At 57.3% G+C, this 26,053-nt stretch carries 20 protein-coding genes and 1 pseudogene; 12 read left to right on the forward strand and 9 right to left on the reverse strand.

Annotated elements, in window-relative coordinates; all coding sequences use genetic code 11:
- Both VN114_RS08190 and VN114_RS08195 read left to right on the forward strand, forming a co-directional pair.
- Window positions 1–295 (forward strand): annotated as a pseudogene (locus tag VN114_RS08190) (hypothetical protein); the annotation flags it as partial.
- Window positions 296–307: 12 nt separating this feature from the next.
- Window positions 308–1,204, forward strand: coding sequence for a 2OG-Fe(II) oxygenase (locus VN114_RS08195; RefSeq protein ID WP_325513792.1), 897 nt, complete (start codon window positions 308–310; stop codon window positions 1,202–1,204).
- 95 nt (window positions 1,205–1,299) lie between these two features.
- On the opposite strand, the gene VN114_RS08200 is transcribed toward VN114_RS08195, so the two are convergent.
- The gene (locus VN114_RS08200; RefSeq protein ID WP_325513794.1) at window positions 1,300–2,571 is read right to left on the reverse strand and encodes a dicarboxylate/amino acid:cation symporter; all 1,272 of its coding nucleotides are present in this window, start codon (window positions 2,569–2,571) and stop codon (window positions 1,300–1,302) included.
- A 313-nt stretch (window positions 2,572–2,884) separates the two neighbouring features.
- On the opposite strand from VN114_RS08200, the gene VN114_RS08205 reads away from it, so the two are divergent.
- From VN114_RS08205 to VN114_RS08215, 3 genes are all read left to right on the forward strand, one after another.
- Window positions 2,885–3,700: a class III extradiol ring-cleavage dioxygenase gene (locus VN114_RS08205; RefSeq protein ID WP_325513796.1), complete on the forward strand. Its 816-nt coding sequence runs from the start codon at window positions 2,885–2,887 to the stop codon at window positions 3,698–3,700.
- 195 nt (window positions 3,701–3,895) lie between these two features.
- Window positions 3,896–6,292, forward strand: coding sequence for a penicillin-binding protein 1A (locus VN114_RS08210; RefSeq protein ID WP_414694212.1), 2,397 nt, complete (start codon window positions 3,896–3,898; stop codon window positions 6,290–6,292).
- Window positions 6,293–6,352: 60 nt separating this feature from the next.
- Window positions 6,353–7,078: a glutamine amidotransferase gene (locus VN114_RS08215; protein ID WP_325513800.1), complete on the forward strand. Its 726-nt coding sequence runs from the start codon at window positions 6,353–6,355 to the stop codon at window positions 7,076–7,078.
- Between the two features lie 44 nt (window positions 7,079–7,122).
- On the opposite strand, the gene VN114_RS08220 is transcribed toward VN114_RS08215, so the two are convergent.
- On the reverse strand, window positions 7,123–8,679 hold the full coding sequence (locus VN114_RS08220) for a sensor domain-containing diguanylate cyclase (RefSeq protein ID WP_325513802.1): 1,557 nt from the start codon (window positions 8,677–8,679) through the stop codon (window positions 7,123–7,125).
- Between the two features lie 260 nt (window positions 8,680–8,939).
- On the opposite strand from VN114_RS08220, the gene VN114_RS08225 reads away from it, so the two are divergent.
- Together VN114_RS08225 and VN114_RS08230 are read left to right on the forward strand one after the other, a co-directional pair.
- Window positions 8,940–9,278, forward strand: a complete 339-nt coding sequence (locus VN114_RS08225) for a hypothetical protein (RefSeq protein ID WP_325513804.1) — start codon at window positions 8,940–8,942, stop codon at window positions 9,276–9,278.
- A 78-nt stretch (window positions 9,279–9,356) separates the two neighbouring features.
- A complete protein-coding gene (locus tag VN114_RS08230; RefSeq protein ID WP_325513806.1) occupies window positions 9,357–10,079 on the forward strand; it encodes a class I SAM-dependent methyltransferase in 723 nt (240 codons plus the stop codon).
- Between the two features lie 61 nt (window positions 10,080–10,140).
- On the opposite strand, the gene VN114_RS08235 is transcribed toward VN114_RS08230, so the two are convergent.
- The 6 genes from VN114_RS08235 to cadR all read right to left on the reverse strand — a co-directional run bounded on the left by VN114_RS08235 (window position 10,141) and on the right by cadR (window position 16,610).
- Window positions 10,141–12,030, reverse strand: coding sequence for a putative bifunctional diguanylate cyclase/phosphodiesterase (locus VN114_RS08235; protein WP_325513808.1), 1,890 nt, complete (start codon window positions 12,028–12,030; stop codon window positions 10,141–10,143).
- Window positions 12,030–12,536, reverse strand: a complete 507-nt coding sequence (locus VN114_RS08240; protein ID WP_325513810.1) for a YfiR family protein — start codon at window positions 12,534–12,536, stop codon at window positions 12,030–12,032. The genes VN114_RS08235 and VN114_RS08240 overlap by 1 nt, the downstream gene beginning before the upstream one ends.
- 29 nt (window positions 12,537–12,565) lie before the next feature.
- Entirely contained in the window at window positions 12,566–14,596 is a 2,031-nt protein-coding gene (locus VN114_RS08245; RefSeq protein ID WP_325513812.1) for a TonB-dependent receptor plug domain-containing protein, read from the reverse strand.
- Window positions 14,597–14,845: 249 nt separating this feature from the next.
- Entirely contained in the window at window positions 14,846–15,403 is a 558-nt protein-coding gene (gene def, locus VN114_RS08250; RefSeq protein WP_325513813.1) for a peptide deformylase, read from the reverse strand.
- A 131-nt stretch (window positions 15,404–15,534) separates the two neighbouring features.
- Window positions 15,535–15,966, reverse strand: a complete 432-nt coding sequence (locus VN114_RS08255) for an OsmC family protein (protein ID WP_325513815.1) — start codon at window positions 15,964–15,966, stop codon at window positions 15,535–15,537.
- A gap of 188 nt (window positions 15,967–16,154) precedes the next feature.
- Entirely contained in the window at window positions 16,155–16,610 is a 456-nt protein-coding gene (gene cadR, locus VN114_RS08260) for a Cd(II)/Pb(II)-responsive transcriptional regulator (protein WP_325513816.1), read from the reverse strand.
- Between the two features lie 113 nt (window positions 16,611–16,723).
- On the opposite strand from cadR, the gene VN114_RS08265 reads away from it, so the two are divergent.
- From VN114_RS08265 to VN114_RS08285, 5 genes are all read left to right on the forward strand, one after another.
- On the forward strand, window positions 16,724–18,961 hold the full coding sequence (locus VN114_RS08265) for a heavy metal translocating P-type ATPase (protein ID WP_325513818.1): 2,238 nt from the start codon (window positions 16,724–16,726) through the stop codon (window positions 18,959–18,961).
- Between the two features lie 24 nt (window positions 18,962–18,985).
- The gene (czcI, locus tag VN114_RS08270; RefSeq protein ID WP_325513819.1) at window positions 18,986–19,333 is read left to right on the forward strand and encodes a cation efflux protein, CzcI family; all 348 of its coding nucleotides are present in this window, start codon (window positions 18,986–18,988) and stop codon (window positions 19,331–19,333) included.
- 81 nt (window positions 19,334–19,414) lie between these two features.
- Window positions 19,415–20,668 (forward strand): TolC family protein, encoded by a 1,254-nt coding sequence (locus tag VN114_RS08275; protein WP_325513820.1) that lies wholly within the window; start codon window positions 19,415–19,417, stop codon window positions 20,666–20,668.
- A 12-nt stretch (window positions 20,669–20,680) separates the two neighbouring features.
- On the forward strand, window positions 20,681–21,883 hold the full coding sequence (locus VN114_RS08280) for an efflux RND transporter periplasmic adaptor subunit (protein WP_325513822.1): 1,203 nt from the start codon (window positions 20,681–20,683) through the stop codon (window positions 21,881–21,883).
- A gap of 30 nt (window positions 21,884–21,913) precedes the next feature.
- Entirely contained in the window at window positions 21,914–25,072 is a 3,159-nt protein-coding gene (locus tag VN114_RS08285; protein ID WP_325513823.1) for a CusA/CzcA family heavy metal efflux RND transporter, read from the forward strand.
- A 3-nt stretch (window positions 25,073–25,075) separates the two neighbouring features.
- Here the strand turns inward: VN114_RS08285 and VN114_RS08290 are convergent, their stop codons facing one another.
- A complete protein-coding gene (locus tag VN114_RS08290) occupies window positions 25,076–25,987 on the reverse strand; it encodes a LysR family transcriptional regulator (protein ID WP_325513825.1) in 912 nt (303 codons plus the stop codon).
- Between the last annotated feature and the right edge of the window lie 66 nt (window positions 25,988–26,053).

Consider the following 26,053-nt stretch of genomic DNA (forward strand, 5'->3'; position numbering starts at 1 on the left):
CCAGCCTGTACGCAAAGATGCTAACGGCATCCTGAAAGAAATTCCGGGCGATTTTTGTGCAGGCAGGATGACGTTGGACAAGGTCGTTAGCTGGAAACCGGTGAAGGAGGTCGATGGCAAGAAACACACGGTTGTGACCTACACCTACAACATCGATGCGACAGAGTGGGCGAAGAAACCGGAGCTCCAGAAAGTTTTCCCGATGGTGGACTATGTCGTGAATGGCGGAAGAAAGGTGCAATTGAAAGAAGGCTTTGTGCTGACGCAAGAAGGCTGGAAATCCGTCGATCTGTAAGGAGCACTCAACATGGGCGCCATTGTTCACTTTCCGCCGGATCTGAAAGACTGGTTGACGCACAACATCAGGCGCGGTGCGACGGCTGCACCGTTGATCGATGCGATGAAGCAGCAGGGATTCAATCCGGGTATCGCGACCGCGCTGGTTAATGCATTCGTATCGGCGGCGCAGGGCGGCAAGCCGTTTCCCGCGGATTCGATCGAGATCGAGGACCCGGTGTCGAATGCCAACGAGTATGGTGGATTCAACGCGAAGAAACTTGCGTCCGGCAACTTGCTGCAGGCCGGCGATCGCACGGTCAAGGTCGCCATGCGTGTAGCTAGCCCGGCATTGATCGTGCTCGACGATTTTCTGTCGATGCAAGAGTGCGATCAACTGGTCGAGATGGCAAAGCCGCGACTGATGCCGTCGACGATTACCGATCCGGTCAGCGGAAAAACCGTGGTATCGGAAAATCGCAGCAGCAACGGCATGTTCTTTCGTCCTGGCGAGAATGCCTTGATCGAACGCATCGAACACCGCATTGCCGATCTGATCGTCATGCCGGTCGAAAACGGCGAAGGATTACAGATTCTGAATTACAAGCCGGGTGCGGAAAGTACACCGCATTTCGATTTCCTGATGCCGGGCAATGCGGAAAACAATGCGTCGATTGCACGCAGCGGTCAGCGCGTCAGCACGATGGTGATGTACTTGAACGATGTGGATGATGGCGGTGGGACTTTTTTCCCGGAAGCGGGGCTGACGGTTGTACCGAAAAAGGGAAGTGCGCTTTACTTCGAATACTGCAACGAGATGAATCAGCTGGACGGTAAATCGTTACATGCCGGCGGACGTGTATTGCAGGGAGAGAAATGGGCGGCTACCAAATGGATGCGGCAGAAAGTCTACGTGCCGGCCGCATGAATGATTGGTCTGGGTAGCTGATTCATTGATCGATGTAAAAAAGGGACGCCGAAGCGTCCCTTTTTATTTGCGTGGATTCTTTGAGAGCGACTGGATCAGGCAATTGCTTCAGCTTCTTCACCTGCCATCACGCGGTTCAGCTTGTCGCGATCCAGTTCACGTTCCCAGGCGGAAACAACCACGCATGCGACGCCGTTGCCGACGATGTTGGTCAGGGCGCGACATTCGCTCATGAAGCGGTCGATGCCGAGAATCAGCACCATGCCGGCGACCGGCAGCGTCGGCACGACAGCCAGTGTTGCTGCAAGCGTAATGAAGCCGGCACCGGTCACACCGCTGGCGCCTTTGGAAGTCAGCATCGCAACACCAAGGATGACGGCCTGCTGCTGCCAGCTCAGGTCGATGTTCAATGCCTGCGCGATGAAGATCACGGCCATCGTCATGTAGATGTTGGTGCCGTCCAGATTGAACGAGTAACCGGTCGGGATCACAAGGCCGACGACGGAGCGCGAGCAACCGAGGCGTTCCATCTTCTCCATCAGTTGCGGCAATGCCGCTTCGGACGAACTGGTGCCGAGCACGATGACCAGTTCTTCCTTGATGTAGGCAACGAAGCGAAAGATATTGAATCCGGTCAATTTGGCGACAATACCCAGCGCGGCGAATACGAACACGAAGGCCGTCAGATAAAAGCAGGCGATCAGTTTCAACAGCGGCAGCAGCGAAACCAGACCGTACTTGCCGATCGTGAAGGCCATCGCACCGAATGCGCCGATTGGGGCAACCTTGGTCACGATATGCACCATGCGGAAGAATACCTTGGAAATCTGGCCGACCAGGCCGGTAACGATGTCACCTTTCGCTCCGATCATCGACAAGGCACCGCCGAACAGCAGCGCCGCAAACAGGATTTGCAGGATATCTCCCTTGGCGAACGCATCGGTGATCGTGTTCGGGATGATGTGCAACAGGAAGTCCGCAATGCTTTGTTCCTTCGCCTGCGTCGCATAGGTAGCGATGCTCTTCGTATCGAGTGTGGAAGGATCGACATTGAAGCCGGCACCCGGCTGCAGCAGATGCGAAGCGAACAGGCCGATGATCAGCGCAAAGGTTGACATGATTTCAAAATAGATCAGCGCCTTGCCGCCAACGCGGCCGACCTTGCGCAAATCCTGCATGCCGGCGATACCGATCACGACGGTGCAGAAAATGATCGGCCCAATCAGCATGCGGATCAGTTTGATGAAGGCATCGCCCAGCGGCTTCATGTCGACGCCCAGCGACGGATAAAAATGACCGAGCAGAATGCCGATGGCGACGGCAATCAGGACCTGCACATACAAAATTCGATAAAAAGGCTTTTTCAATGTCATCTCCTGTTTGATCTCGCAGGATGCGAGCGGCACAACAACAGCGCCGCGTGGATCGAGGGGCTACGATAAGCCCGTGATGGCAATGGTGTCAGCAGCGTTCGGGTGAAAAATATGGAAGCGTGCGCTAAAAGAGACAGCTATATAAAGATAACGTTAAGCCTGTCATCCGAAGTCGTTTGCGTTGCGTTAGGTTACGCCGGCATTTGTCATCCGGATGAAACGTGTTTGAAATTCATGGAGCCGGCACCATTTGGAAGAGGCGTGCACAATGCATCACGATGTGTACCTATTCAATGACGAGGCTTTCATGACTTCACGTCTTCCTGCTTTTTACATTCCGCATGGCGGTGGGCCTTGCTTCTTCATGGATTGGCCGGGCGATCCGCACATGTGGGACCGCATGGCAGAATTTCTGCGCAAGCTGCCGCACCATGTCGGGGCTCGTCCGAAAGCAATCGTCGTCATTTCCGGTCACTGGACCGAAGACCGCTTTACCGTGATGACGGGCGAACAGCCGCCGCTGCTTTACGATTACCACGGCTTCCCCCCGCACACCTATGAACTGACCTATCCCGCAGCGGGTTCGCCGGAACTCGCACAGCGCATTGTCGCCTTGCTGGAGGTCGCAGGCATCGAAGCCGGTACCGACGCACAGCGCGGTTACGATCATGGTGTGTTTATTCCCTTCAAACTGATCTATCCGGATGCCGATATTCCCGTGGTGCAGTTATCGATGAAAATCGGTTATGACCCGGAGGAACATCTGGCCGCAGGTCGAGCATTGCAGCCGTTGCGTGATGAAGGCGTGCTGATTGTCGGCAGCGGCATGAGTTTCCATAACATGCGTGGATTCAGTACCGCTTTTCATGACGCGTCGCAACGATTTGACCATTGGCTCGACGCCGCCATCTCGGCGCCGGTAACACAACGTGAGACATTGTTGCGCCAATGGCAGGCGGCACCGGATGCGAAGCTGACGCAGCCGTATCCCGATCATCTGTTGCCTTTGATGGTTGCAGCTGGCGCCGCAGGAAGCGATTCGGGGCACAAGCTGTATGAAGACGCGGTGATGAACGTTGTCGTCTCCGGCTGGGCGTTCGGAGAGCTTGCGGACACTGATTGATCACGACGTACTCAGCGCGGAGTGCAGTTTGAGAAGTCACCGCATTGGTAAAAAATGCGAAACACAATTTTTCATGTAATTTTTGCAAGATAACAATTCGTTTCAACTCGGTCGTGCAATGCCTGTTAAAGTTGCGGCGCAAACCAGACTTCACAGGGGATCGCATTGCGGTTTTTTTCGACTATTTCTTCAGCCATCGTCGCGTGGTCGGAACGTCCGACCGACATCAAGCTGCGGCAGGCTGCCATCGTTGGTGCGATCGGTTTCGTGGCAGCCACCTTTCTGGCAATTCTCTTTACCGCGCTGTTCATCATCCCGAACCTGCCATCGATCGATGCGCTGACCGATTACAAGCCAAAGATTCCGCTGCGCGTTTACACGGCAGACAATGTTCTGATCGGCGAGTACGGCGAAGAGCGCCGCGACTTCGTGCCGATTGCGAATGTACCGGACAGCCTGAAGCACGCGATCATCGCGATCGAAGACAATAATTTCTACGAACATGGCGGCGTCGATTTTCTTGGCATCGTGCGCGCAGGCCTGGCAAACATGATTCACAGTCGCTCGCAGGGCGCGTCGACCATCACGATGCAGGTGGCGCGAACCTTCCTGCTGACGCGCAAGAAAACCTACAGCCGCAAGCTGCAGGAAATCCTGCTGTCCTATCAGATCGAACGCAATCTGACAAAAGACCAGATTCTCGAGCTGTACATGAACCAGATTTATCTGGGACAGCGTGCCTACGGTTTCGGCAGCGCGGCACGCATCTATTTCGGCAAGCCGATCCAGGACCTGACGATCGCAGAATCGGCAATGCTGGCAGGCCTGCCAAAAGCGCCGGCCAGCGCCAACCCAGTCGTCAATCCGAAACGTGCGACCGAACGCCAGCAGTACATTCTCAAGCGCATGCACGATCTGAAGTTCATCACACAGAAGCAGTACGATCAGGCCGCGGCAGAAAAACTGCACGTACTGGAAGACGGCAACAGTTTCCGCACCCATGCCGAATACGCTGCAGAATCGGTGCGCCAGTTTATGTACGCGCAATACAAGGATGAGACTTATACCAGCGGCTTCAGCGTCTACACAACGCTGGCCAAGGCCGATCAGGATGCGGCTTACGATGCGGTGCGGCGCGGTGTGCTCGATTACGATCGCCGCCATGGCTATCGCGGACCGGAAGGCCAGATTTCGTTGCCGAAGGACGAAGAAGATCGCCAGCAGGAAATCGAAGATGCCTTGGTCAAGCATCCGGACAGCGACGATCTGCAGGCTGCCGTAGTCCTTGATGCGACGCCGAAACTTGTACGTGCCGTCTTGTTGTCCGGCGAGACGCTGGAAATCAGTGGCGACGGCCTGCGTTTTGCTGCTGCCGGCCTGGCGAGCAAGGCGTCGGAACAGAAGAAGATCAAGCCGGGCTCCGTCATCCGCGTGGTGCAGGGCAAAAAGGAAAAATGGTCGATCTCGCAATTGCCGGAAGTGGAAGCGGCATTTGTCGCGATCAACGGACAGGATGGCTCGATTCGTGCGCTGGTCGGCGGTTTCGATTTCGCGAAGAACCAGTTCGACCATGTCACGCAGGCATGGCGCCAGCCAGGATCGACGATCAAGCCTTTCATTTACTCGGCGGCGCTCGAACGGGGATTTTCACCAGGCACGTTGATCAACGATGCACAATTTGCACCGGGCGATTTGCCGGAGCAGGGCGGCAAGTTCTGGAGCCCGGGTAACGACGACGATCAATACGATGGCCCGGTCACGATGCGAACCGGCCTGAAGAAATCGAAGAACATGATCGCGGTTCGTGTGTTGCGCAAGATTACGCCGCCATTTGCGAAAGAGCATCTGACGCGATTCGGCTTCGATCCGGCGCGCCAGCCGGAGAACCTGACGCTGACACTGGGTACCGGTTCCGTCACGCCGATGCAGATGGCGGGCGCCTATGCAGTATTCGCCAACGGCGGCTTCAAGCTTTCGCCTTATCTGATTCAGAAGGTGGTCGATGCGCGCGGCAAGATGCTGCTGGAAGCCAATCACCCGCAGGCTGGCGACGAAACCGCGCGCACGCTGTCGCCGCGCAATGCGTTCATCATGGATTCGATGCTGCGGGATGTCGTGCGCTCCGGCACCGGTTACCTGGCTGGGCAACGTCTTGGGCGCAGCGATCTGGCGGGCAAAACGGGCACTACCAATGATTCGATGGACGGCTGGTTTGCAGGTTACGGACGCAATATCGTCGCTGTCGCATGGATGGGATATGACAAGCCGCGAACGCTGGGCAGTCGTGAATTCGGCAGCACGCTGGCACTGCCGATCTGGACCGATTACATGCGTGTCGCATTGAAGGGCAAGGAACCTTTCGCCCCGGTGGTGCCGCCGGGTGTGACGCAAGCCGACGGCGACTGGATGTACAACGAATATGTGGATGGCAACAACGCCGTACGTACGCTGGATGTCGAGGATCAGAAATCGTTCTGGGAGAAACTGTTCACGCCGGGGCCGCAGGAATCTGCTCCGGCGGGGACACCTTCTGCACCGGCTACGCCGGAAGAAATCGAAAAACGCCGGATGGACGAACTCTATCGCGGCTAGATTGCAACCCTCTGTTGCATGAATGTGCGGCAATTTTGACGAAACGACAGGAGAAACGACATGCGTACGGCTTTGATCATCAATCACGTTCCATTCGAAGATGCGGGAACGCTGGGCGATGAACTGACCGATGCGGAATTTGCCGTCACGCAGATCGATGCGAGTATGGCGAACCTGTCTGCCATCGATGCGGTCGCGCCTGATCTGGTGGTCGTGCTCGGCGGTCCTGTTGGCGTATATGAGCAGGACGCCTATCCATTCATCACGGATGAAATCGCCTTGTTGAAGACGAGGCTGGCCGCGCAACGCCCGACGCTGGGGATCTGCCTCGGATCGCAATTGATGGCGGCAGCGCTCGGTGCGCGCGTCTATACCGGAACCAATGGCAAGGAAATCGGCTGGTCTGCATTAGGCGCAGCGCCGGGCTCCGCCGGGCAGGACTGGTTCGCTGCGTTGCTTGCCCCCTCTTTGCATGTGCTGCACTGGCATGGCGATACATTCGATTTGCCGGATGGTGCGATTCATCTTGCGCAGACTTCGCAGTATGCACATCAGGCTTTTGCCGTCGGCAATCACGCTCTGGCATTGCAGTTCCATCCTGAAGTAAAGGCGGACGGACTGGAGCGCTGGTATGTCGGTCATGCATGCGAACTGTCGCAGGCGAAGATCGATGTGTCCAGGTTGCGTGAGGAAAGCAGGATGTATGCGCCAAAACTGGAAAACGGCGCACGTCAATTCTGGCGGCAATGGCTGCGTCACGCATTTGGTGATGCAGTCACGCGTTGATCAGTCAAAACGCGCCGGATTTGCCGGGAAGAGATAAGAGGATGTCAGGTCGCGGCGGCAACGCGGCTTCGGCCCATTTCCTTTGCGCGGTACATCGCAACATCCGCACGGCTCAGCAGTGCATCGCTGGTCACGCCGGAATCCGGATAGGCTGATACGCCAATGCTGGCGGAGACATTCAGTTCCAGACCGTCAATCAGATAGGGAGCGGAGACGCTCTCGACCAGTTTTTCGCCGACCAGCACTCCATCGTGCATCGACGCACCAACCATCACCACCGCAAATTCATCGCCGCCCAGTCGCGCGACCACGTCGGAGTTCCGACTGCCGCCTTTCAGCCTCGCAGCGACGTTGCACAAAAGCTTGTCACCGGTTTCGTGACCGTGACAATCATTGATCGCCTTGAATCCATCAAGGTCGATATAAAGAATCGCCAGCGTCGTAAGGTTACGCTCGCATAGCAGCAACTGCTGGTTGACGATTTCGTTGAACAGCGCGCGATTGGCGAGTCCCGTCAGCACGTCGTGATTGGCCTGATGCTGTGCACGATGCAGCATCTCGGAAACCTTGACCAGCGAGCCGCCGACTTCATCCGCTTCGCGCAGGTGCAGCGGCGGCACAACGACGACTTCGCCAGAGCCAAGCGCCAGCGCAGGACCGGTCAAGCCGCGAATCGATTCGGCGATGCGGCCGCCGATCAGCCACGCAGCAGTCAGGCTGCTGGCCAGCAGGGCGAGCGTGGCGAAGACCAGCCAGAACAAGGTATAGCGCAATTCGTCACTGATGCTTTGCGTCGGAATGCCGATCGCCAGGGACCAGTTGGAAATCGACGAGCGGCTGAATACCGTATGTACGCGCACGCCGTCATAGGTGGTGCTGACGAAGGTGTCTTCATTGGCCGACGACATGCGCTGGCGCATTTCCGGTGTGCCCGGTTTGCCGACATAACGCTGCATGTCCCGCGTGCGCGCGATGATGTTGCCGTTACCGTCGAAAATGGCGGCAATCCAGCCTTCAGGCAGTTTTTGCTGTAACAGCAGTTTTTGAAAACGTTCGGGGAAGATGCCTGCATTCAGGCTGTAATCGACTTTGGTGCCCTGCAGCGAAATGGGAACGCCGATGACCAGCAACGGACGACGCGTGACTTCTCCGACGAACAGTTCGGAAATGACCGGTTTGCCTGTGTCGAAAACAGCCTCGATTCCCTTGAAGCGGCTGCTTGACGGCAACGGCGTGCCGAACGGACGGCGCGTATTGATGTATTGCTTGCCGGAGCGGTCGAGCAACGCAATATTGATGTCGCCCTGATCGGCCTGGATTTTCAATACGCTTTGCGCCTGATGATAGAAGGCGCGGTAATTGTGGTTTGTCAGATGCGGTGACGTGCCGAGCGCAACCAGAGACGATTCGATACTGGTCATGTCGCGATCGACGACAGAAACCATGGCGCGCGCGGTGCCCAACAGATTATTCAGCAACAATTCGCGCGTGCGCTGGTAATCATGGGTAATCAGGACGACCGCCATCAGCGACGCCGGCAAGACACATGCCGTGACGAGCAAGACAAGCTTGGAGCGAATGGTGGGCGCGCGCTTGGTCATTGATGGATGGAAAGTCGGCCTGACTAGGACAATCGTCGATTCTATATCAAGCGTTCTTCCCGAATTAACGTTTATTGTTAAAAGGAAACGTTACGGATTGTTAAACCCTGCGTTTTTCTTCTGTTGCAGTTGTTCGCCCCCCTTTGGATACAAGCCATTTACGCGAATGACTTGCCAACATGCAAAGGATAGCGATAATACGGTGCCGCATGCCTGTCTATTACGGCACTCCAGAATCACGACGATTTTTAATACTCTCGATGAAAACCCTTGTAGAAATAGTTGGCTGTTTCCCGGCATTGCGTGCGCTCGACGTGCAGCAGTTCATCAACGCAATCGAACCGAGGCTGATCGACATCCGCAGTCCGCGCACCGGCTTGCAGATTGATTTGTTCGGACGCGTCAGCCATGTGGAAATTCTGGAAGAGCAGGGACTGGTGAAGGCGGAAATCGATGTCGACGACGCATTCCTGCAGAAAAACCTGTTATCCCGGGAGCAGTTGGACGAAGTGCTGGTCGGACGCATCAGCAAGCTGCGTCATCCGGCAACCGGCGTGATGCATCCGGTGACGGCACGCCTGGCGATGAGGCCGGCCTGACAATCATGAATTCAATCGGGACGGATTTTGAATCTGAAATTGCCCCGGCAAACGAACATTCGTCATTTACAAATAGACATGGACATTTCCACTTTTGACGCACCGCTGGACCCTCACGTTCCGGAAACACGTTTTGGCAAATGGTTTCTGCAAACGGAAACCTGGACGGTCCACGTTCTGGAGCGGGCGATCGCGGATCTGGTTGGCCTGATTCCCGACCGGAAAAACAGTTATGCGGTGATTGCCGATGTCGGTTGCGGTTTCGGCCGATCTTTGCCGAGGCTGCATGCGCAATTTAATCCGCAACGGTTGATCGGCATGGACATCGATCCCGAAATGCTGAGCCATTCCAGTCGGGAATTGGCTGCGGCGAACTTGCCTGCCGAATTAATCAACTGTTCCAGTTCGCGCATTGATTTACCGGACAACAGTGTTGATTTGCTTTTCTGCCATCAAACGTTTCATCATCTGATCGAGCAGGAACAGGCGATCGCCGAATTCTTCCGTGTGCTGAAGCCGGGCGGAATTCTGCTGTTTGCAGAATCGACGCGCCGCTACATTCATTCATGGATTATCCGGTTGCTGTTTCGTCATCCGATGAATGTTCAGAAAACGGCAGAAGAATATCTGGCGCTGGTACGCAGTGCCGGTTTCAATGTGCCCGAGAAATCGGTTTCGTATCCATTCCTGTGGTGGAGCCGTGAAGATCTCGGCGCATGTGAACGTTTGCTCGGCATACGACCACCGGAAAAGCGGGAAGAGACCCTGATCAATCTTGTCGCGATCAAACCGGGAATCTAGCGTTCCAAAGCGTCTGCGCATGCCATCCGGCACAGCCGCTGACACCGATCCGGTTCACCGCCTAGGCAGGTAAAACTTCCCTTGACGACAGGCTCGCGAGAAAAGCCGGAATGTCCTGTACCGGCATCGGCCGTGCAAAGTGATATCCCTGAATCTGTTCGCAACCAGCCGAATGCAGAAACGCCTGCTGCTCGGCGGTCTCCACACCTTCCGCAACCACCGATAACCCAAGACTGTGCGCCAGTGCGAGTATTGCGGTCACGATCGCCTCGTCTTCGCCGTCGCCCGGGATATCCTTGACAAAAGCACGATCGATTTTCAGCTCGTCGATGTGGAAGCGTTTCAGGTATGCCATCGATGAGTAGCCGGTGCCGAAATCGTCGATGGAAAGGCGGATGCCATGCGCACGCAACTGGTTGAGCAAGGACACGTTGCTTTCGATGTTTTCCATCAGCACCGATTCCGTGATTTCCAGTCCGAGCTGTTCGGGAAGCACGTGCCACTCCTGCAACAGCGCCAGTATGTCGCTCAACAGTCGTTCGCTGCGTGTCTGGCGTACCGACAGGTTGACGGCGACCTTCACACGTCCGAGCCCGAGTTCGCGCAACGCGGCCATGTCCCGACATGCGGTGTTCAATACCCAGTGACCGATTTGTACAATCAGCCCGCATTCCTCGGCAACGGGGATGAATTCTGCCGGGCTGATCACGCCGAGTTCAGGGTCTGTCCATCGCAACAGTGCTTCAAAACCGGTCACGTTGCCGTCCTTCAGATTCAGTTTCGGCTGGTAATGCAGTGACAGGCCATCGCGTTCGAGGGCTCTACGCAGGTTGTTTTCCAGCAGCAGGCGCTTCTGTGCGTTGTGATCCATGGCCTGCTCGAATTCGGCAAAGGTATTCTTTCCGCGTGCCTTCGCTTGATACATTGCGGTATCCGCATTGCGTGTCAGGGTCGGCAGGTCGACACCATCGGCAGGGTAGCTGGCGATGCCGACGCTGCCGGTCACATAAATTTCGTGCTGACCGACGATGTACGGCGCCGACAATGCAGATACGATTTTGGTTGCGACCCGGGCACCGCGTGCTTTTGGATAACGTGATTCAAGGATGACGGCAAACTCGTCGCCGCCAATCCTGGCGATGACATCGGTGTCGCGCAGCGTGGTCGTGAGCCGATCGGCGACGGCCTTCAGCAGTTGGTCGCCGTTGTTGTGGCCGAGCGTGTCGTTGACGACCTTGAAGTTATCGAGATCGAGCAACAGCAATTCGATCGAGCCGCCGAAACGTTTGATCTTCGGCAGTGCATACGCGAGGTGTTCATTGAACGCGTGACGATTCGGCAGGCCGGTGACCGAATCGACATGGGCGAGGTAGGTGAGGTGGGCTTCGGTTTCGGACACGACGCGGCGCATCCGCGTGACCAGCAGATAGGCGAAACCCAGTGAGGCGATCACGATCGACAGCGTGATCAACGCGGATGTCAGCAACCGTTCATACATCTGATCGAGATCGACGCGGACCGAAACCGTACCGACCACCTCGCCATCTGCCATGACGTTTTGTGCCACCGTCAGATGGTGCGTGTCGATCACATAGCCTTGTTGCAGCAATTCGGCATCCGGATTATCCATGTGCTGGCCGTGGTGCAGGTATTCGGCCAGCAGCTTTCCGTGTGCGTTGAAAATCACGGCGGAACATACGGCAGGAGAGGCGCGCAGTGAACCGAGAATTTCGTCGCCGGCTTTTTCATCGTTGAACATGACGGCAGCGACGGTGTTTTCTGCAATGATGCGGGATTGCACGGTCACGTCCTCGATGATCGCATTGCGCAACGATACGAACTGATAGGACACCAGAAGGATCGATGCAAAAATCAGCGCGACACTGATGGTCAGCAAACTGGCCTTGGCCGACTTTTTACCGAGTTCGTTAGGTTGCTGCCGATTCTGCATCACTGAACCTTTCGCGCGAGCCGCAATAATTTCGAGCTGAATATCAGCCGTGCATTTTGTGCCGACTGCGTATTGATGTCGAAGACCATGCGTCCGTTGACGACGGACATTGCAATGATCGCGCCATCGTTGTCAACGTCGTCGCCATCCAGGATGGTCAATACGCTTCTGCTCGCAATTGTTTTGCGTATCGACGGCAGTTGCAGACGGTCGATACGATCGATGACCAGTACCGCACAGCCTGAATAGTCAGCTGCCTCGGTCAGTTGCACGATCTGCAGCGGGCGACTGCGAATCGCACGCACTTCAAGAGTCAACAAGGCATCCAGCAATGCGCTGTTCTTCATTGCACATATGGAAAGCTTGTTGTTCGTGAACGCGTCGGCCGGCCACTCGGTGAACATGATGAAGTTATAGATCAGCGCAACTTTCAGCTGCGCCTCACCCACCGTCTGCGCATGCAGCGCGCTTGCAGACAGTCCGAACAGCGCTGCGCAGATGACCATTCGGCACCGCATGAAGAACGCCCCCTGCATCAGAACGATTTGCTGACGCGCAGCCGATAAGCGCGGCCCGGCTGCGGGATCGTGTTTTGCCGAAGTTCTTCTCCGCCGGGGTCGCCGTACTGCTTGTCGAACATGTTGTAAATGCTGAATGACACTTCTACCTGTTCGATCAGTTTTGCCGAGAACAGTGTGGCATTGGCGACCCAGTAGCCGTCGGTTGACCCGTTCAGCGTCTCGCGCGCGCCGATGTAACGGGCTTCGATGCCGACGGTCGCCATGTTGTTGCTGACCGGCAGCAGCAGGTTGAACTTGCTCAACTGCGTCGGCGAATTCACGAGACGTTCGCCCGTCGCGGCGTCGGTCGTTTTCTGCCAGCTTTGGCTTGCGCGCAGCTTGATACCGTTCTGCCAACCGTGTTCCAGCTGTACTTCTAGTCCCTTCGCCGTCGCTCCTTCCAGATTGCGGAACACCAGTCGGCCATCCGTATCCTCCGTCTGCGAGATCAGGTCGGTTACCTTGTTACGGAACGCCGACATCACAACGCGCGTGTCGTGATTGAATTGATGCTCCAGCACCAGTTCGCGCGAATGAATGCGTTCCGACTTGAGGTCGGTATTGGCCTTTTGTCCGCCGTCGGTATCGACGCTGTAGTACATCTCGTATGCGTTTGGTGCGCGAAATGCGCTGCCTGCGATAGCCTTCAGTGTCGTGCCGCTGCGTGGTTTGTAAATCAGCGCCAGCCGCGGGCTGAATGCCCCTGGTACTTCACTGTTGTAGTCATGCCGGCCTCCAACGTTCAGCAACAGCGTATCGGAGAGCGTGATTTCATCCTGCAGATAAATCCCGACGCGGCTGCCTGGTCGATCCGAATCCAGCAATGAAACGCGCTGGACCTCATCGCTATAGGTCGGCGCCGCAAGGGATCCAGCCGGATACTCATCGGCATTCTGCTGCTGACGTTGATAGTCGCGCTGGATTTCTATCCCGCCGAGCAGCTTGTGATTTTTCCAGCGTGTGGTCAACAGACTGATCTCGGTACCGACCCAGGCCGAATGGCTGTGGTCGAGATTGAGCTGGTCTTCGTACGCATAGACACCGTCGTATCGCAGCTCGCCCCAGAAAGCACGTGCCATTAACGCAGTCTGGTCGGCAAGATCGGTGCGATAGGTCAGGGCGGCATTGGTTTGCGTGTCCTTGGTCCGTGCGCGCGGGTCATTGAAAGTCTGTACGAACGACGCCGTCGGGATGCCGCGTTCGCGTTCAACGTGCGCGAGCGCAACGGTGAACGGTCCCATGGTTCCCTTGACGAAGACATTGCCCCCGCGTTCGTAGTCGAGATCATGCGCGACGCCGCCATTGGTGCCGGGCGTATCGAATTCCGGGTAATACTGATCTTCACCTCCGCGCGTGAAGCGGGTGGCGGACAGCAGCAATTGCGCACCGCCTTTATCACGTACCGCAACACTGGCGCTGGCCTTGCGTTCGCCTTGCGAACCGATTTCGATCGCGCCCTGCGGACGCCCGGCTTGTGCCGCGCTCTTGGTAATGACATTGATCACCCCAAAGAAGGCGTTCGACCCATAGATCGACGAGCCCGATCCCGGCGCATATTCAACGCGTGCGATCATGTCGACGTCAACGATGAACTCGCGTCCGATGGATGCCTGGTCGTACAACGCATCGTTGCTGCGTACGCCGTCCACCAGTAACAGAAAACGTGTGTTGTAGTCGCCAGGCCGTGCAAATCCGCGGCCGCCCAGATAACTGTAGTTACCGTCGTTGGTGACATACAGTCCCGGCATGTTGGCAAGAATATCGGCGAGCGTGCGCCAGCCATATGCCTTGATGTCGGAGGCAGTGGCGACAGTCACGGCCGACGGCGCATCCGCTGCATCCTGTGAAAATTTGGATGCAGTCGACACCTCGAGATTCAGCAGCGCTTCGAGCGGCAATGTCAGCAAATCGCCGTCAGCATCGGCGCGCGCATGGCACGTGACGAGAGTGGCGAGCGATAGGACGGTCAGCCGGAGGCGAACAGGTAGTCGGACAGCGATGGACATAACGGTCTTCGGAGGCTGTAAGGAAATTGCCTCATGGAAAGGCAGCAGCGATCTTACATGCGAAAGCCGGTCCGAAATAAGCACACGCGCCGAAGTGTGGGACGAACATCACAGGATTAACGTTCTTTAACAAATGTCGCGTGTCGACGCGCGTATTGATTGGCGAAATGGCAAATCTGTCGATTGCTCTTCACGCAAGCCGGGGATCGGACAAGCGGCGGGATAGGTCCGGGTAAAACAGCAAGCGTGTCAGCGATGTGATTTGGCGTTGCGCTGTCCCGCCAGCCTGTTTTTCTTGTCCTGCGGGAAGTGTCGGGTGCGGGGTGCAGCCAGCGTCTGGTTGATGCGTACCTGCTGCGCCAAAGACAGGTATTCGACAAACACCAGTCCTTGCAGATGATCGATTTCATGCTGGATGCACACCGCGAGCCAGCCGTCAGCCGAAAGCTCAAACGGCTTGCCGTTCAGGTCCAGTGCGCGCACGCGTATCCAGCCGGCACGCTTCACCTTTTCATGAATGCCGGGAACGGACAGGCAACCTTCCTCGAAATCCGAGCGGCCGCCGGCCTTGATGATTTGCGGATTGATCAGCGTCAGCAGCCCGTCTCGCTTTTTCTCGACATCAACCACAATCACGCGCAGGTGTACATCGACTTGCGTTGCCGCCAGTCCGATGCCGCCGCCGGCGTACATTGTCTGCGCCATGTCAGCGGCAAGCCTGTGGATATCGTCATTGACTTCGGTTACCGGTTGCGCAACCGTGTGCAGTCGTTCATCGGGATAACGAAGGATGGCAAGTCTGGTCATTACGTGACCAATATTGTGAATTTGTTCATGCGATCGATTTCGTTTTCCCGTGCCATATCCACCTGGTCATGAAAAAGCCCATCAACTGCGATGGGCTTTGCTTCAGACAAAAATTTACCAGACTATTCAGTTCAGGATTGCAGCTTTGCTGTCAGCGTAATGTCCGCATTGCCATTGAACAGTTTGGAAACCGGGCAACCGACCTTGGCATCGTTCGCAATTTTTTCGAATCCGGCTTGATCCGTACCGGGCACCTTGCCAACCAGATCGAGATGAATTTTCGTAATGGCGAAGCCGCCTGGAACCTTGTCTAGGGTAACCGTGGCAGTTGTCTTCAAACTGTCTGCCGTCAATCCAGCCTTCCCGAGTTCGCCCGATAAAGCCATCGTAAAACAGCTCGCATGAGCCGCACCAATCAGTTCTTCAGGATTGGTGCCGGGACCGTCTTCAAAACGCGCCTTGAATCCGTAAGGTGCATCTTTCAGTACGCCGGTTTGTACAGAAATGCTGCCGATGCCATCCTTGATGCCACCGCTCCATGCTGCCGATCCCGTATGGTCCATGAGTCACTCCTGAAATAAGTAAAGGTCTCGGTAGAGTCCGTAGTGCGGCCCGAGGTTCCGCGCATTGTCCGGATCGTTTTAACAGATCACCGCCATGCGGCAACCTGCGAACGTGGTGATTCATGTTGTCGTTGGGCAGTTGCCGTGTCTGATGATAAAAGGGGCGCAGGGGACAAAGATGCAGGTTGTCAGTGGCAACCGCCCGCATGCGAGCCGAGATTGGCCGGTTCGGCAATGTCTTCATCGGCAAGGCTTTGCAGGATGCCGCAGGCCTCGGTCGACTGTACGGTGCGGCAACGGCCGCGCAGCTCTTCCAGTTGCGTTTGCAACACCTTCAATTCCTCGATGCGGTGCGCCACGTGACCGATGTGTTTATCCAGCAAGGTGTTCACCCCGGCACAATCCTCTTCCGGCCGGTCGCGAAAATCGAGCAGCGCACGAATCTCGTCCAGCGTCATATCCAGCGAACGGCAATGGCGGATGAACTGCAGACGTTTGACGTGGGCATCGCCGTACAGGCGGTAATTGCCGGATGAACGTTGCGGTTGCGGCAGCAGGCTTTGCTGCTCGTAATAACGGATCGTCTCGACCGACGATCCGGTGCGGCTGGCGAGTTCGCCGATTTTCAGTAACGACGATGTCATTTGATTACCTGTTGGCAAGTTGCAGGAAAACGCGTTGCGACGCTTGACTCTATAGTGGCTACAGAGTCTCTAATTACAAGCGTGATGTCAAATCTGGCAGCAAGGAGATAACGATGGATTGTTGTGGCCCGGATAAACCCTGCGCCGGCGGCGTGACGCCGTCTGCGCAATCGAGTGTGGCTGGGACGGATGCGCTTGTACCGGACGGCGCGGCCCGGCTTGTGCTGTTGATTCGCAAGATGGATTGCCCGACCGAGGAAAAGCTGATTCGCGACCGTTTCCAGAACATGGACGGCATTCTCGGTCTGCAATTCAATCTGATGCAACGTGAATTGACCGTGCAGCACAATCTCATGTCGGTCGACGGCATCGTGCAGGGACTGGAAAAACTCGGCCTCGATCCGCTCGTCAAATCCGATTCGCTCGACATGGCGCGCGCCGATGCTGCCGATCATCACGATTTGTCCGGCGATTACCGGATCTCGCCATTGACGTGGATGCTGATGGGTATTTCCGGCACGACCGCCATTGCATCCGAACTCGTCGCATGGACCACTGGCGTGGAAAACTCCTGGCCCGTTATTGCGCTGGCATTGATCGCCATCCTGACCGGTGGCCTGGATACGCTGAAGAAGGGCTGGATCGCGCTACGCCATCTGTCGCTGAACATGAACTTCCTGATGTCGCTGGCGGTCATTGGCGCGGTCGCCATCGGACAATGGCCGGAAGCGGCAGTTGTCATCTTCCTGTTCGCCGCGGCGGAAATGATCGAGGCGCTGTCGCTCGATCGTGCGCGCAATGCGATCAAGGGACTGATGGCGATGACGCCGGATACGGCAACGGTGCTGATCGACGGTGTGTGGCAATCAGTCGCAGCTGCCAGAGTTGCGCTCGATACCGTCGTGCGAGTCAAACCGGGCGAGCGTGTACCGCTGGACGGCGTGATCGTCAGCGGCCAGAGCACGATCAATCAGGCACCGATCACTGGTGAAAGCATGCCGGTCGACAAGCAGACTGGCGATAGCGTGTTTGCCGGCACCATCAACGAACGCGGAGGATTCGATTATCGCGTGACGGCATTGCAGTCCGATTCGACCTTGTCACGCATCGTGCGCAGCGTGCAACAGGTGCAGGGCGAACGTGCGCCGACGCAGCGCTTCGTCGATCAGTTCGCGCGTTATTACATTCCGGTCGTGGTCATTCTCGCGATTCTGGTTGCCGTATTACCGCCATTGCTGATGTCACAGCCGTTCCAGCCGTGGCTGTACAAGGCACTAGTGTTGCTGGTGATCGCCTGTCCATGTGCGCTTGTCATTTCGACCCCGGTGACCGTTGTCAGCGGACTGGCTGCAGCGGCGCGAAGCGGCATGTTGATCAAGGGCGGCATTTATCTGGAACAGGGCCGCAGGCTGAAGGCGATTGCCATCGACAAGACCGGCACGATCACATCCGGCAAACCTGCCGTGACGGATGTGATTGCAGTGCATGGGGACGAGGACCAGTTGCTGCAACGGGCGACCAGTCTCGCACGTCGTTCCGATCATCCGGTTTCCGTCGCCGTTGCCGCGCATTGGGCGAAGGGCGCCGACGCCTTGTTCGACGTTGCCGATTTTGAAGCGCTGACCGGTCGCGGTGTAAAGGGACGTATTGCCGGCGAGTCATATTATCTTGGCAATCACAGGTTGATTCACGAACTCGGCATATGCGACGCAGAACTGGAAGCACGTCTCGATGCCCTGGAAAAAGACGGCAAGACAGTCGTCGTGTTCGCAACTGCACAGAAGCCGTTACTGATCGTCGCCGTCGCCGATACCGTGCGTGCCGGCAGTGCTGCGGCAATCGCCGATCTGCAATCGCTGGGGATCAATATAACGATCCTGACCGGCGACAACGCGCATACGGCGGCGGCCATCGGCGGCAATGTTGGCGTGGTCGATGTGCACGGCAATCTGCTGCCGGAAGACAAGCTGACGGCGGTCGATGAACTGAAAACACGTTACTGTTACGTTGGCATGGTTGGCGATGGCATCAACGATGCGCCCGCGCTGGCCAAGGCCGACATCGGTTTCGCAATGGGCGCAGCCGGCACCGATACCGCGCTGGAAACGGCTGACGTCGCCCTGATGGATGACGAACTCGGCAAGCTCGCCGCTTTCGTGCGATTGAGCAAACGTACACATGCCATCCTTGCGCAGAACATCGTTCTGGCGCTCGGCATAAAGGCGATATTCCTAGTGCTGGCGCTGGCGGGTGAAGCAACGCTGTGGATGGCAGTGTTTGCCGACATGGGTGCCAGCCTGATCGTTGTGTTCAATGGACTGCGCCTGCTGCGTTCATCGCGTGCAAACTGAAATTTCAATGTTAAGATTTGCCCCGTGAAAAAACTGCTGATCATTCTGATGCTGCTGGTGTTGCCGTTCCAGTTCTCTTGGGCGACGGCGGCCGTCTATTGCCAGCACGAACAAGGCGTGTCGGCGCAGCACTTCGGCCATCACGGTCATCAGCATCAGGGCAACGCGGATCAGCCTGACCACAAGGACAAGCTGTCGCAGGTGCATAACGATTGCGGTTATTGCCACGCGGCCAGCCCGGCCTTCTTCTTCACGTCGCCGTCATCGGCAATAATGTCTTCCGGTTCGCTGCAGATTGCATCGCAGGCCGTTTCCTTTTCATCCCACATACCGGACGGCCCCAGACGGCCCGACCGGCATCCCGTCGCCTGACTCGACGGGACGACCGCTTATTTCCAATCAGTATTGACCTGACGTCTCGTCGGATTTTTTCCTTTTCTCCAGGAGAATTCGATGTACAGGTATTTTCTGGCGCTCGCGTTTGCGGGCGGATTATGTGCGTCTGCATGGGCGCAAACGACGCGCACCAACGCGGCGATCGAACCGGCCGGGCCGATCACGCTTGATCAGGCGCTGGCTTTGGCGCTCGATGCCAATGCCGAACTGTCGGCAGCGCGCAATGAGGCTGATGCGGTGAACGCATCGATCACGCAGGCGAATGTGCTGCCGAATCCGGACGTCTCGCTGCTGGTCGAAGACACGCGACGGGAAACACGCACCACGACTGTCCTGTTCAACCAGCCGATCGAACTTGGCGGCAAACGCGATGCGCGTGTGAAGGCTGCCAGTCGTGCGCACGATGCCGCGCGTGCGGATCTGCTGGCCGTACGTGCCACAACGCGCGCAACCGTGACTGCGGTTTTCTTCGATGTCCTGAATGCGCAGGAAAAATGCCGTCTGGCGGAAGCATCGCTGGCACTGGCGCAGCACGCGACCGAGACCGTCGCCAAACGTGTCGTCGCCGGCAAGATCTCGCCGGTGGAGGAAACGCGCTCGCGTGTCGCCAGCGCGAATATCCGGCTTGCATTGAATCAGGCAAACAGCGAACTGGCACAGGCGCGCAAACGTCTCGCCGCAATCTGGGGCAATCCTCACCCACGTTTCGAGCATGCTGTCGGTGAGCTGGAACAGCTTCCTGTTTTGCCGGACTGGCCGACACTCGAACAACGGCTGCAGCAATCTCCGTCATTGACTCGCGCACGACATGAAGTGGCGCGTCGCGATGCGATGCTCCGTGTGGAAACCAGCCGCCGTACACCGGACGTCACCGTCAGCATGGGCGTCAAGCGTGAGGAAGAAGCGGGCCGGAATCAAGCGGTAATCGGCGTATCGATTCCGTTTCCATTCTTCGACCGCAATCAAGGCAACATGCTGGAAGCCCTGCGTCGTACCGACAAGGCACGCGACGAACTGGCAGCGGCCGAGATACGTCTGGACGGCGAACTGTCGCAGGCCTGGCAGCAACTCGCCAATGCGCGGCAGGAGGTCGAAGTCCTGCAGCGCGAGATTCTTCCCGGCGCACAAAGCGCCTACGACGCGGCCAGCAAAGGATTCGCATTTGGCAAGTTCGGTTTCATCGACGTGCTGGACGCGCAACGCACCTTGCTTGAAGCGCGCTCGCGCTATCTGCAGACACTCTCCGAAGCCCATCGTGCCGCTGCCGAGATGGATCGCATCCTCGGCGAATCACAAGTCGTCATCAAATAACCGGATGCCACCATGCATATCGACCTGAACAAAAAGCAAACCAGAGCCATTATCGCGATCGTCGTTGTCGGCATTCTGCTGGGCGGATTGATCCTGCTGACCGACCGCCAAGCGGCGAGCGGGGATGAGCACGCACACGACGAGCGGGCTGAAAAACAAGAGGGACGCAAGGTGGAAAAAGAGTCTTCCGTCGTCGTCATGAGTAAGGAACAGATCGCCGCAAGCGGCGTCGCGCTCCTTGTAGCAGATGCTGCCGTCATTCGCAACACGCTGACGTTGCCCGGCGAAATTCGCTTCAACCAGGATCGCACCGCGCACGTCGTGCCGCGGCTGGGCGGCGTGGTGCAGGGATTGCCGGCCGCGCTCGGTCAGCAGGTAAAGAAGGGCGATGTACTCGCCGTAATCGCCAGCACCGATCTGTCCGAGCAGCGAAGCGCGTTGCTGGCCGCGCAAAAACGTCGCGCGCTCGCGAGTCATACCTATGAGCGGGAAAAGCAGCTGTGGCAAGAGAAAATATCCGCGGAACAGGATTATCTGCAGGCGCAGCAAACCTTGCAGGAAGCCGATATCGCCGTACAGAACGCACGACAGAAACTGCAGGCGCTCGGTGCCGATGCCGGCACGCAAGGGCATTTGAATCGTTATGACATCCGCGCTCCGTTCGATGGCATCGTCGTCGAAAAACATATCGCACCGGGCGAGGCGGTGAAGGAAGACGCCAATGTGTTTACCGTGTCTGACCTGGCATCGGTGTGGGCGGAGATCGCGGTCACGGCAAAGGACCTGAATGCCGTGCGCGTCGGAGAACAGGTGATGGTGCGTGCATCGGCATTCGATGCCTCGGCGACCGGCACGATCTCTTATGTCGGCGCGTTGCTGGGCGAACAGACGCGAACTGCGCTGGCGCGCGTGGTCCTGCCCAATCCGCAGGGAAGCTGGCGCCCGGGTCTGATTGTCAACATCGATATCGCCACGCACGAAGCACAAGTACCGGTCGCAGTCGTCACCGACGCCGTGCAGGAAATCGACGGCAAAACGATCGTCTTTGTTCGCACCGACAAGGGATTCACGGCACGGGCTGTCAGGACCGGCCGCAGCGATGGCCGCTTCATTGAAATTCTTGATGGCCTGAAAGCGGGCGATTCCTATGCCGCGACCGGCAGCTTCATCATCAAGTCGGAACTCGGCAAGGCCGGTGCCGAACACAGCCACTGATCGAGAAAATGAAAGAAGCGAAAGGCAATCATGTTTGAACGTCTGATACGTTTTGCGATCGAGCAGCGCTGGCTTGTCATGATCGCGGTCGCCTTCATGGCAGCCGTCGGCATTTATCACTATCAAAAGCTGCCGATCGACGCCGTGCCGGACATCACCAATGTTCAGGTACAGATCAACACATCCGCTGCCGGCTATTCACCGCTGGAAACCGAACAGCGCATTACCTATCCCATTGAAACGGTCATGGCAGGCCTGCCGAACCTGGAACAGACGCGCTCGCTGTCGCGTTACGGACTGTCACAGGTGACGGTGATCTTCAAGGATGGCACCGATCTCTATTTTGCACGCCAGTTGGTCAGCGAACGCATTCAGGAAGCGCGGCAGAATCTGCCGCCGGGCGTGACGCCGGCGATGGGACCGATCTCAACCGGTCTAGGCGAAATTTATCTATGGACGGTGGAAACGGAAGAGGGTGCAAGGAAGTCGGATGGTTCGCCCTACACGCCGACCGATCTGCGCGAAATCCAGGACTGGATCATCAAGCCGCAATTGCGCAACGTCGCCGGCGTAACGGAAATCAATTCGATCGGCGGCTTTGCGCGCGAATACCAGGTCGCCCCTGTTCCGGAAAAGCTGGCCTCCTACGGCCTGACGCTGCAGGACGTCGTCAACGCACTTGAACGCAACAACGGCAATGTCGGGGCCGGATATATCGAAAAGCGCGGTGAACAATTGCTGATCCGCGCGCCGGGGCAGGTCAGATCGATGGATGACTTGCGCGATGTCATTCTCGGCAACGTCAATGGCGTGCCAATCAGGATACGCGATGTAGGTGATGTCCTGATCGGCCGCGAACTGCGTACCGGCGCTGCGACCGAGAACGGACGAGAGGTCGTGCTCGGCACTGTCTTCATGCTGATCGGGCAGAACAGCCGCGCGGTATCGCAGGCAGTCGATGCAAAGATGGTGGAAATCAACCGCAGCCTGCCGTCGGGCGTCAAGGCCGTGACTGTCTATGACCGCACCGTACTGGTCGACAAGGCAATCGCGACCGTGAAAAAGAATCTGCTCGAAGGTGCGATGCTGGTGATTGCCGTGCTGTTCCTGTTTCTTGGTAATTTTCGTGCAGCACTGATTACGGCAATGGTGATTCCACTGTCGATGCTGTTCACTTTCACCGGCATGGCGACATACCGCGTCAGCGCCAACCTGATGAGCCTGGGCGCACTGGATTTCGGCATCATTGTCGATGGCGCTGTCGTGATTGTGGAAAACTGTGTGCGGCGGCTTTCTCACGCACATGCGCATCATGGCCGGACATTGACACGCAAGGAGCGTTTCCATGAAGTATTCGCCGCAGCGAAAGAGGCGCGGCGCCCGTTGATCTACGGTCAGTTGATCATCATGGCCGTCTATTTGCCAATCTTTGCGCTGACCGGCGTTGAAGGAAAGATGTTTCATCCGATGGCGTTCACCGTCGTGTTCGCCTTGCTTGGCGCAATGATTCTGTCGGTCACATTCGTCCCCGCGGCAGTTGCGCTGTTCATCGGCGCCAAGGTGGCGGAGAAGGAAAACAGGCTGATGCAAAAGATGCGCGGCTGGTACGCTCCCGCATTGAATGCGGCAATGGAAAACAAGCCGGTCGTGCTGACCTTTGCCGCCGTGCTGGTCGTATTGTCCGGCCTGCTTGCCACACGCATGGGCAGTGAATTCGTGCCGAGTCTGAACGAGGGTGATTTTGCGATTCAGGCCCTGCGCATTCCCGGCACCAGCCTGACACAATCGGTTGCAATGCAGAAGCAACTGGAAAGCACGTTAATGCAGAAGCATCCGGAAATCGAGCGCGTCTTCGCGCGGACCGGCACGGCAGAAATTGCCTCCGACCCGATGCCGCCGAATATCTCCGACGGGTACATCATGCTGAAGCCGTTGGCGGAATGGCCGGAGCCACGCAAGACACGCGACGAACTTCTGGCCACAGTGCGGAAAACCGTGGAGGCACTGCCAGGCAGCAATTACGAATTTTCGCAGCCGATCCAGTTGCGTTTCAATGAATTGATTTCCGGTGTGCGCAGCGATGTCGCGGTCAAACTGTTTGGCGACGATATGGACACGCTGAATCGCACGGCTGAAAGAATTGCAGACGCCATGAAAACCATCGATGGGGCGGAAGAGGTCAAGATCGAACAGACCACCGGCCTGCCAATGCTGACGGTCAACATTGATCGCGAGAAGGCGGCGCGTCACGGCTTGAACATCGCCGACGTGCAGCAGGCGATTGCGACTGCGATCGGCGGCACCGTAGCCGGCACCCTGTTCGATGGCGACCGGCGTTTCGATATTGTCGTGCGCCTGCCGGAGGCAATCCGCAGCGATCCGGACGCGATTCGCCGATTGCCGATTGCATTGCCGCGCACATCTTCCGGTGCATCGTTCAGTGAAGCGCGCACCAGTTACATCCCGCTGGGCGAGGTCGCGACGCTCGATCTTGCTCCGGGGCCGAATCAGGTCAGCCGCGAAGACGGCAAGCGTCGCATCGTTGTCAGCGCCAACGTACGTGATCGCGATATCGGCTCTTTCGTCGGCGAAGCTGAACGAAAAATCCGGCAGCAGGTGCAGATTCCATCCGGTTACTGGATTGCATGGGGCGGCCAGTTCGAGCAATTGAAATCCGCAGCGCAGCGTCTGCAGATCGTGGTGCCGGTGGCGTTGCTGCTGGTATTCATGCTGCTGTTCGCCATGTTCGGCAATGTGAAGGACGGCATGCTGGTGTTCAGCGGCATCCCGTTTGCATTGACCGGCGGCGTCATCGCGTTGTGGCTGCGCGATATTCCGTTATCGATTTCGGCCGGCGTCGGTTTCATTGCGCTATCCGGCGTGGCGGTACTGAACGGGCTGGTCATGATTTCCTTCATCCGAACGTTGCGCGAAGAAGGACGCTCGCTGGACGATGCGATCAATGAAGGCGCGTTGACGCGTTTGCGGCCGGTATTGATGACCGCGTTGGTGGCTTCGCTCGGTTTCATCCCGATGGCACTGGCGGTCGGTACCGGTGCGGAAGTGCAGCGGCCATTGGCGACGGTGGTGATCGGCGGCATTTTGTCATCGACCGCGTTGACGTTGCTGGTGTTGCCGCTGCTGTATCAGCTCGCCTATCGCGACAGGAACGATGCGCCTCAAATGTGACGTTTATGTTTGCGCGCTGAGTGACGAGATGAAATCGAGAAAGGCGCGCGTCTTCGCGGGCACATGATGGCGGGACGGATAGAGCGCGTACAGCGGATAGCGCTCATCCGGCCAGTCGGGAAAGAGATCGACCAGCCGCTTGTCTGCCACCAGATGTTCGCTGCCGAGTTCGAAAATCTGCGCAATCGCATGACCCGACAGGCAGACACTGAGCAAGGTGCCTGCGTCGTTGACCAGCATGCGACCTTTCGGCTCGATCGTGATCTTCTTTCTGCCACGATGGAATTCCCACTCGAATGCGCGACCGTTTTGCGGATTGCGGAACTGCAGGCAGGTGTGGTGGCTGTCCGCCAGTTCCTGGGGTGTAGCGGGCTTGCGGTTGCGCTTGATGTAGGACGGCGTGGCGACGGTCAGCACGCGCGTTTCCAATAGCTTGCGCGCCACCAGCGTGGAAGACGGTGGCTGGCCGAAACGTACCGCAAGATCGAAACCGTCCGCAATCATGTCGCCAAGCTGGTCGCGCGTTTGCAGTTCCAGTTGCAGATCCGGATGCGCATCGAGAAAAGCACCCAGACGCGGCCCCAGCACGATGCGTGAAAAGAAGGGATCGACGTTGACGCGTAATCTCCCGCGTACGGCAACCGTTCCCTGCGCCGCGTTGGTGGCGGCTTCTTCCAGACCGGCCAGCAAGGGTGCGATCTGTTCATAGAAGCGACGACCTTCATCGGTCAGCGTGACCGAACGCGTAGTGCGGTCGAACAAGCGGATGCCGAGTCGCGCCTCCAGTCGTGCAACCGCGCGGCTGACACCGGATTGAGACATGTCGAGTATTTCACCGGCACCGGCAAAGCTGCCGCTGTCGATGATGGCCGACAGCACGCCCATGCCATTCAGAATGCGTTCATCGAAATTCATGATTCATGCCATTACGTCATTTATGAAATGACTGTCATGCTATCGCGAAATGTATCGATTGCGCAG

Origin of the sequence: Oxalicibacterium sp. (genome assembly GCF_035565035.1) — a bacterium.
In the GTDB taxonomy this organism is placed as follows: Bacteria; Pseudomonadota; Gammaproteobacteria; order Burkholderiales; family Burkholderiaceae_D; genus Oxalicibacterium.

What these genes read in the sequence shown, in the direction of transcription:
- VN114_RS08245 (WP_325513812.1), bottom strand. Translation starts at nt 14,596, where the DNA reads ATGTCCATCGCTGTCCGACTACCTGTTCGCCTCCGGCTGACCGTCCTA.
- VN114_RS08205 (WP_325513796.1), top strand. Translation starts at nt 2,885, where the DNA reads ATGACTTCACGTCTTCCTGCTTTTTACATTCCGCATGGCGGTGGGCCT.
- VN114_RS08225 (WP_325513804.1), top strand. Translation starts at nt 8,940, where the DNA reads ATGAAAACCCTTGTAGAAATAGTTGGCTGTTTCCCGGCATTGCGTGCG.
- VN114_RS08275 (WP_325513820.1), top strand. Translation starts at nt 19,415, where the DNA reads ATGTACAGGTATTTTCTGGCGCTCGCGTTTGCGGGCGGATTATGTGCG.
- VN114_RS08230 (WP_325513806.1), top strand. Translation starts at nt 9,357, where the DNA reads ATGGACATTTCCACTTTTGACGCACCGCTGGACCCTCACGTTCCGGAA.
- VN114_RS08280 (WP_325513822.1), top strand. Translation starts at nt 20,681, where the DNA reads ATGCATATCGACCTGAACAAAAAGCAAACCAGAGCCATTATCGCGATC.
- VN114_RS08290 (WP_325513825.1), bottom strand. Translation starts at nt 25,987, where the DNA reads ATGAATTTCGATGAACGCATTCTGAATGGCATGGGCGTGCTGTCGGCC.
- VN114_RS08240 (WP_325513810.1), bottom strand. Translation starts at nt 12,536, where the DNA reads ATGGTCATCTGCGCAGCGCTGTTCGGACTGTCTGCAAGCGCGCTGCAT.
- VN114_RS08285 (WP_325513823.1), top strand. Translation starts at nt 21,914, where the DNA reads ATGTTTGAACGTCTGATACGTTTTGCGATCGAGCAGCGCTGGCTTGTC.
- VN114_RS08220 (WP_325513802.1), bottom strand. Translation starts at nt 8,679, where the DNA reads ATGACCAAGCGCGCGCCCACCATTCGCTCCAAGCTTGTCTTGCTCGTC.
- VN114_RS08215 (WP_325513800.1), top strand. Translation starts at nt 6,353, where the DNA reads ATGCGTACGGCTTTGATCATCAATCACGTTCCATTCGAAGATGCGGGA.
- def (WP_325513813.1), bottom strand. Translation starts at nt 15,403, where the DNA reads ATGACCAGACTTGCCATCCTTCGTTATCCCGATGAACGACTGCACACG.
- VN114_RS08265 (WP_325513818.1), top strand. Translation starts at nt 16,724, where the DNA reads ATGGATTGTTGTGGCCCGGATAAACCCTGCGCCGGCGGCGTGACGCCG.
- cadR (WP_325513816.1), bottom strand. Translation starts at nt 16,610, where the DNA reads ATGACATCGTCGTTACTGAAAATCGGCGAACTCGCCAGCCGCACCGGA.
- VN114_RS08235 (WP_325513808.1), bottom strand. Translation starts at nt 12,030, where the DNA reads ATGCAGAATCGGCAGCAACCTAACGAACTCGGTAAAAAGTCGGCCAAG.
- VN114_RS08255 (WP_325513815.1), bottom strand. Translation starts at nt 15,966, where the DNA reads ATGGACCATACGGGATCGGCAGCATGGAGCGGTGGCATCAAGGATGGC.
- VN114_RS08195 (WP_325513792.1), top strand. Translation starts at nt 308, where the DNA reads ATGGGCGCCATTGTTCACTTTCCGCCGGATCTGAAAGACTGGTTGACG.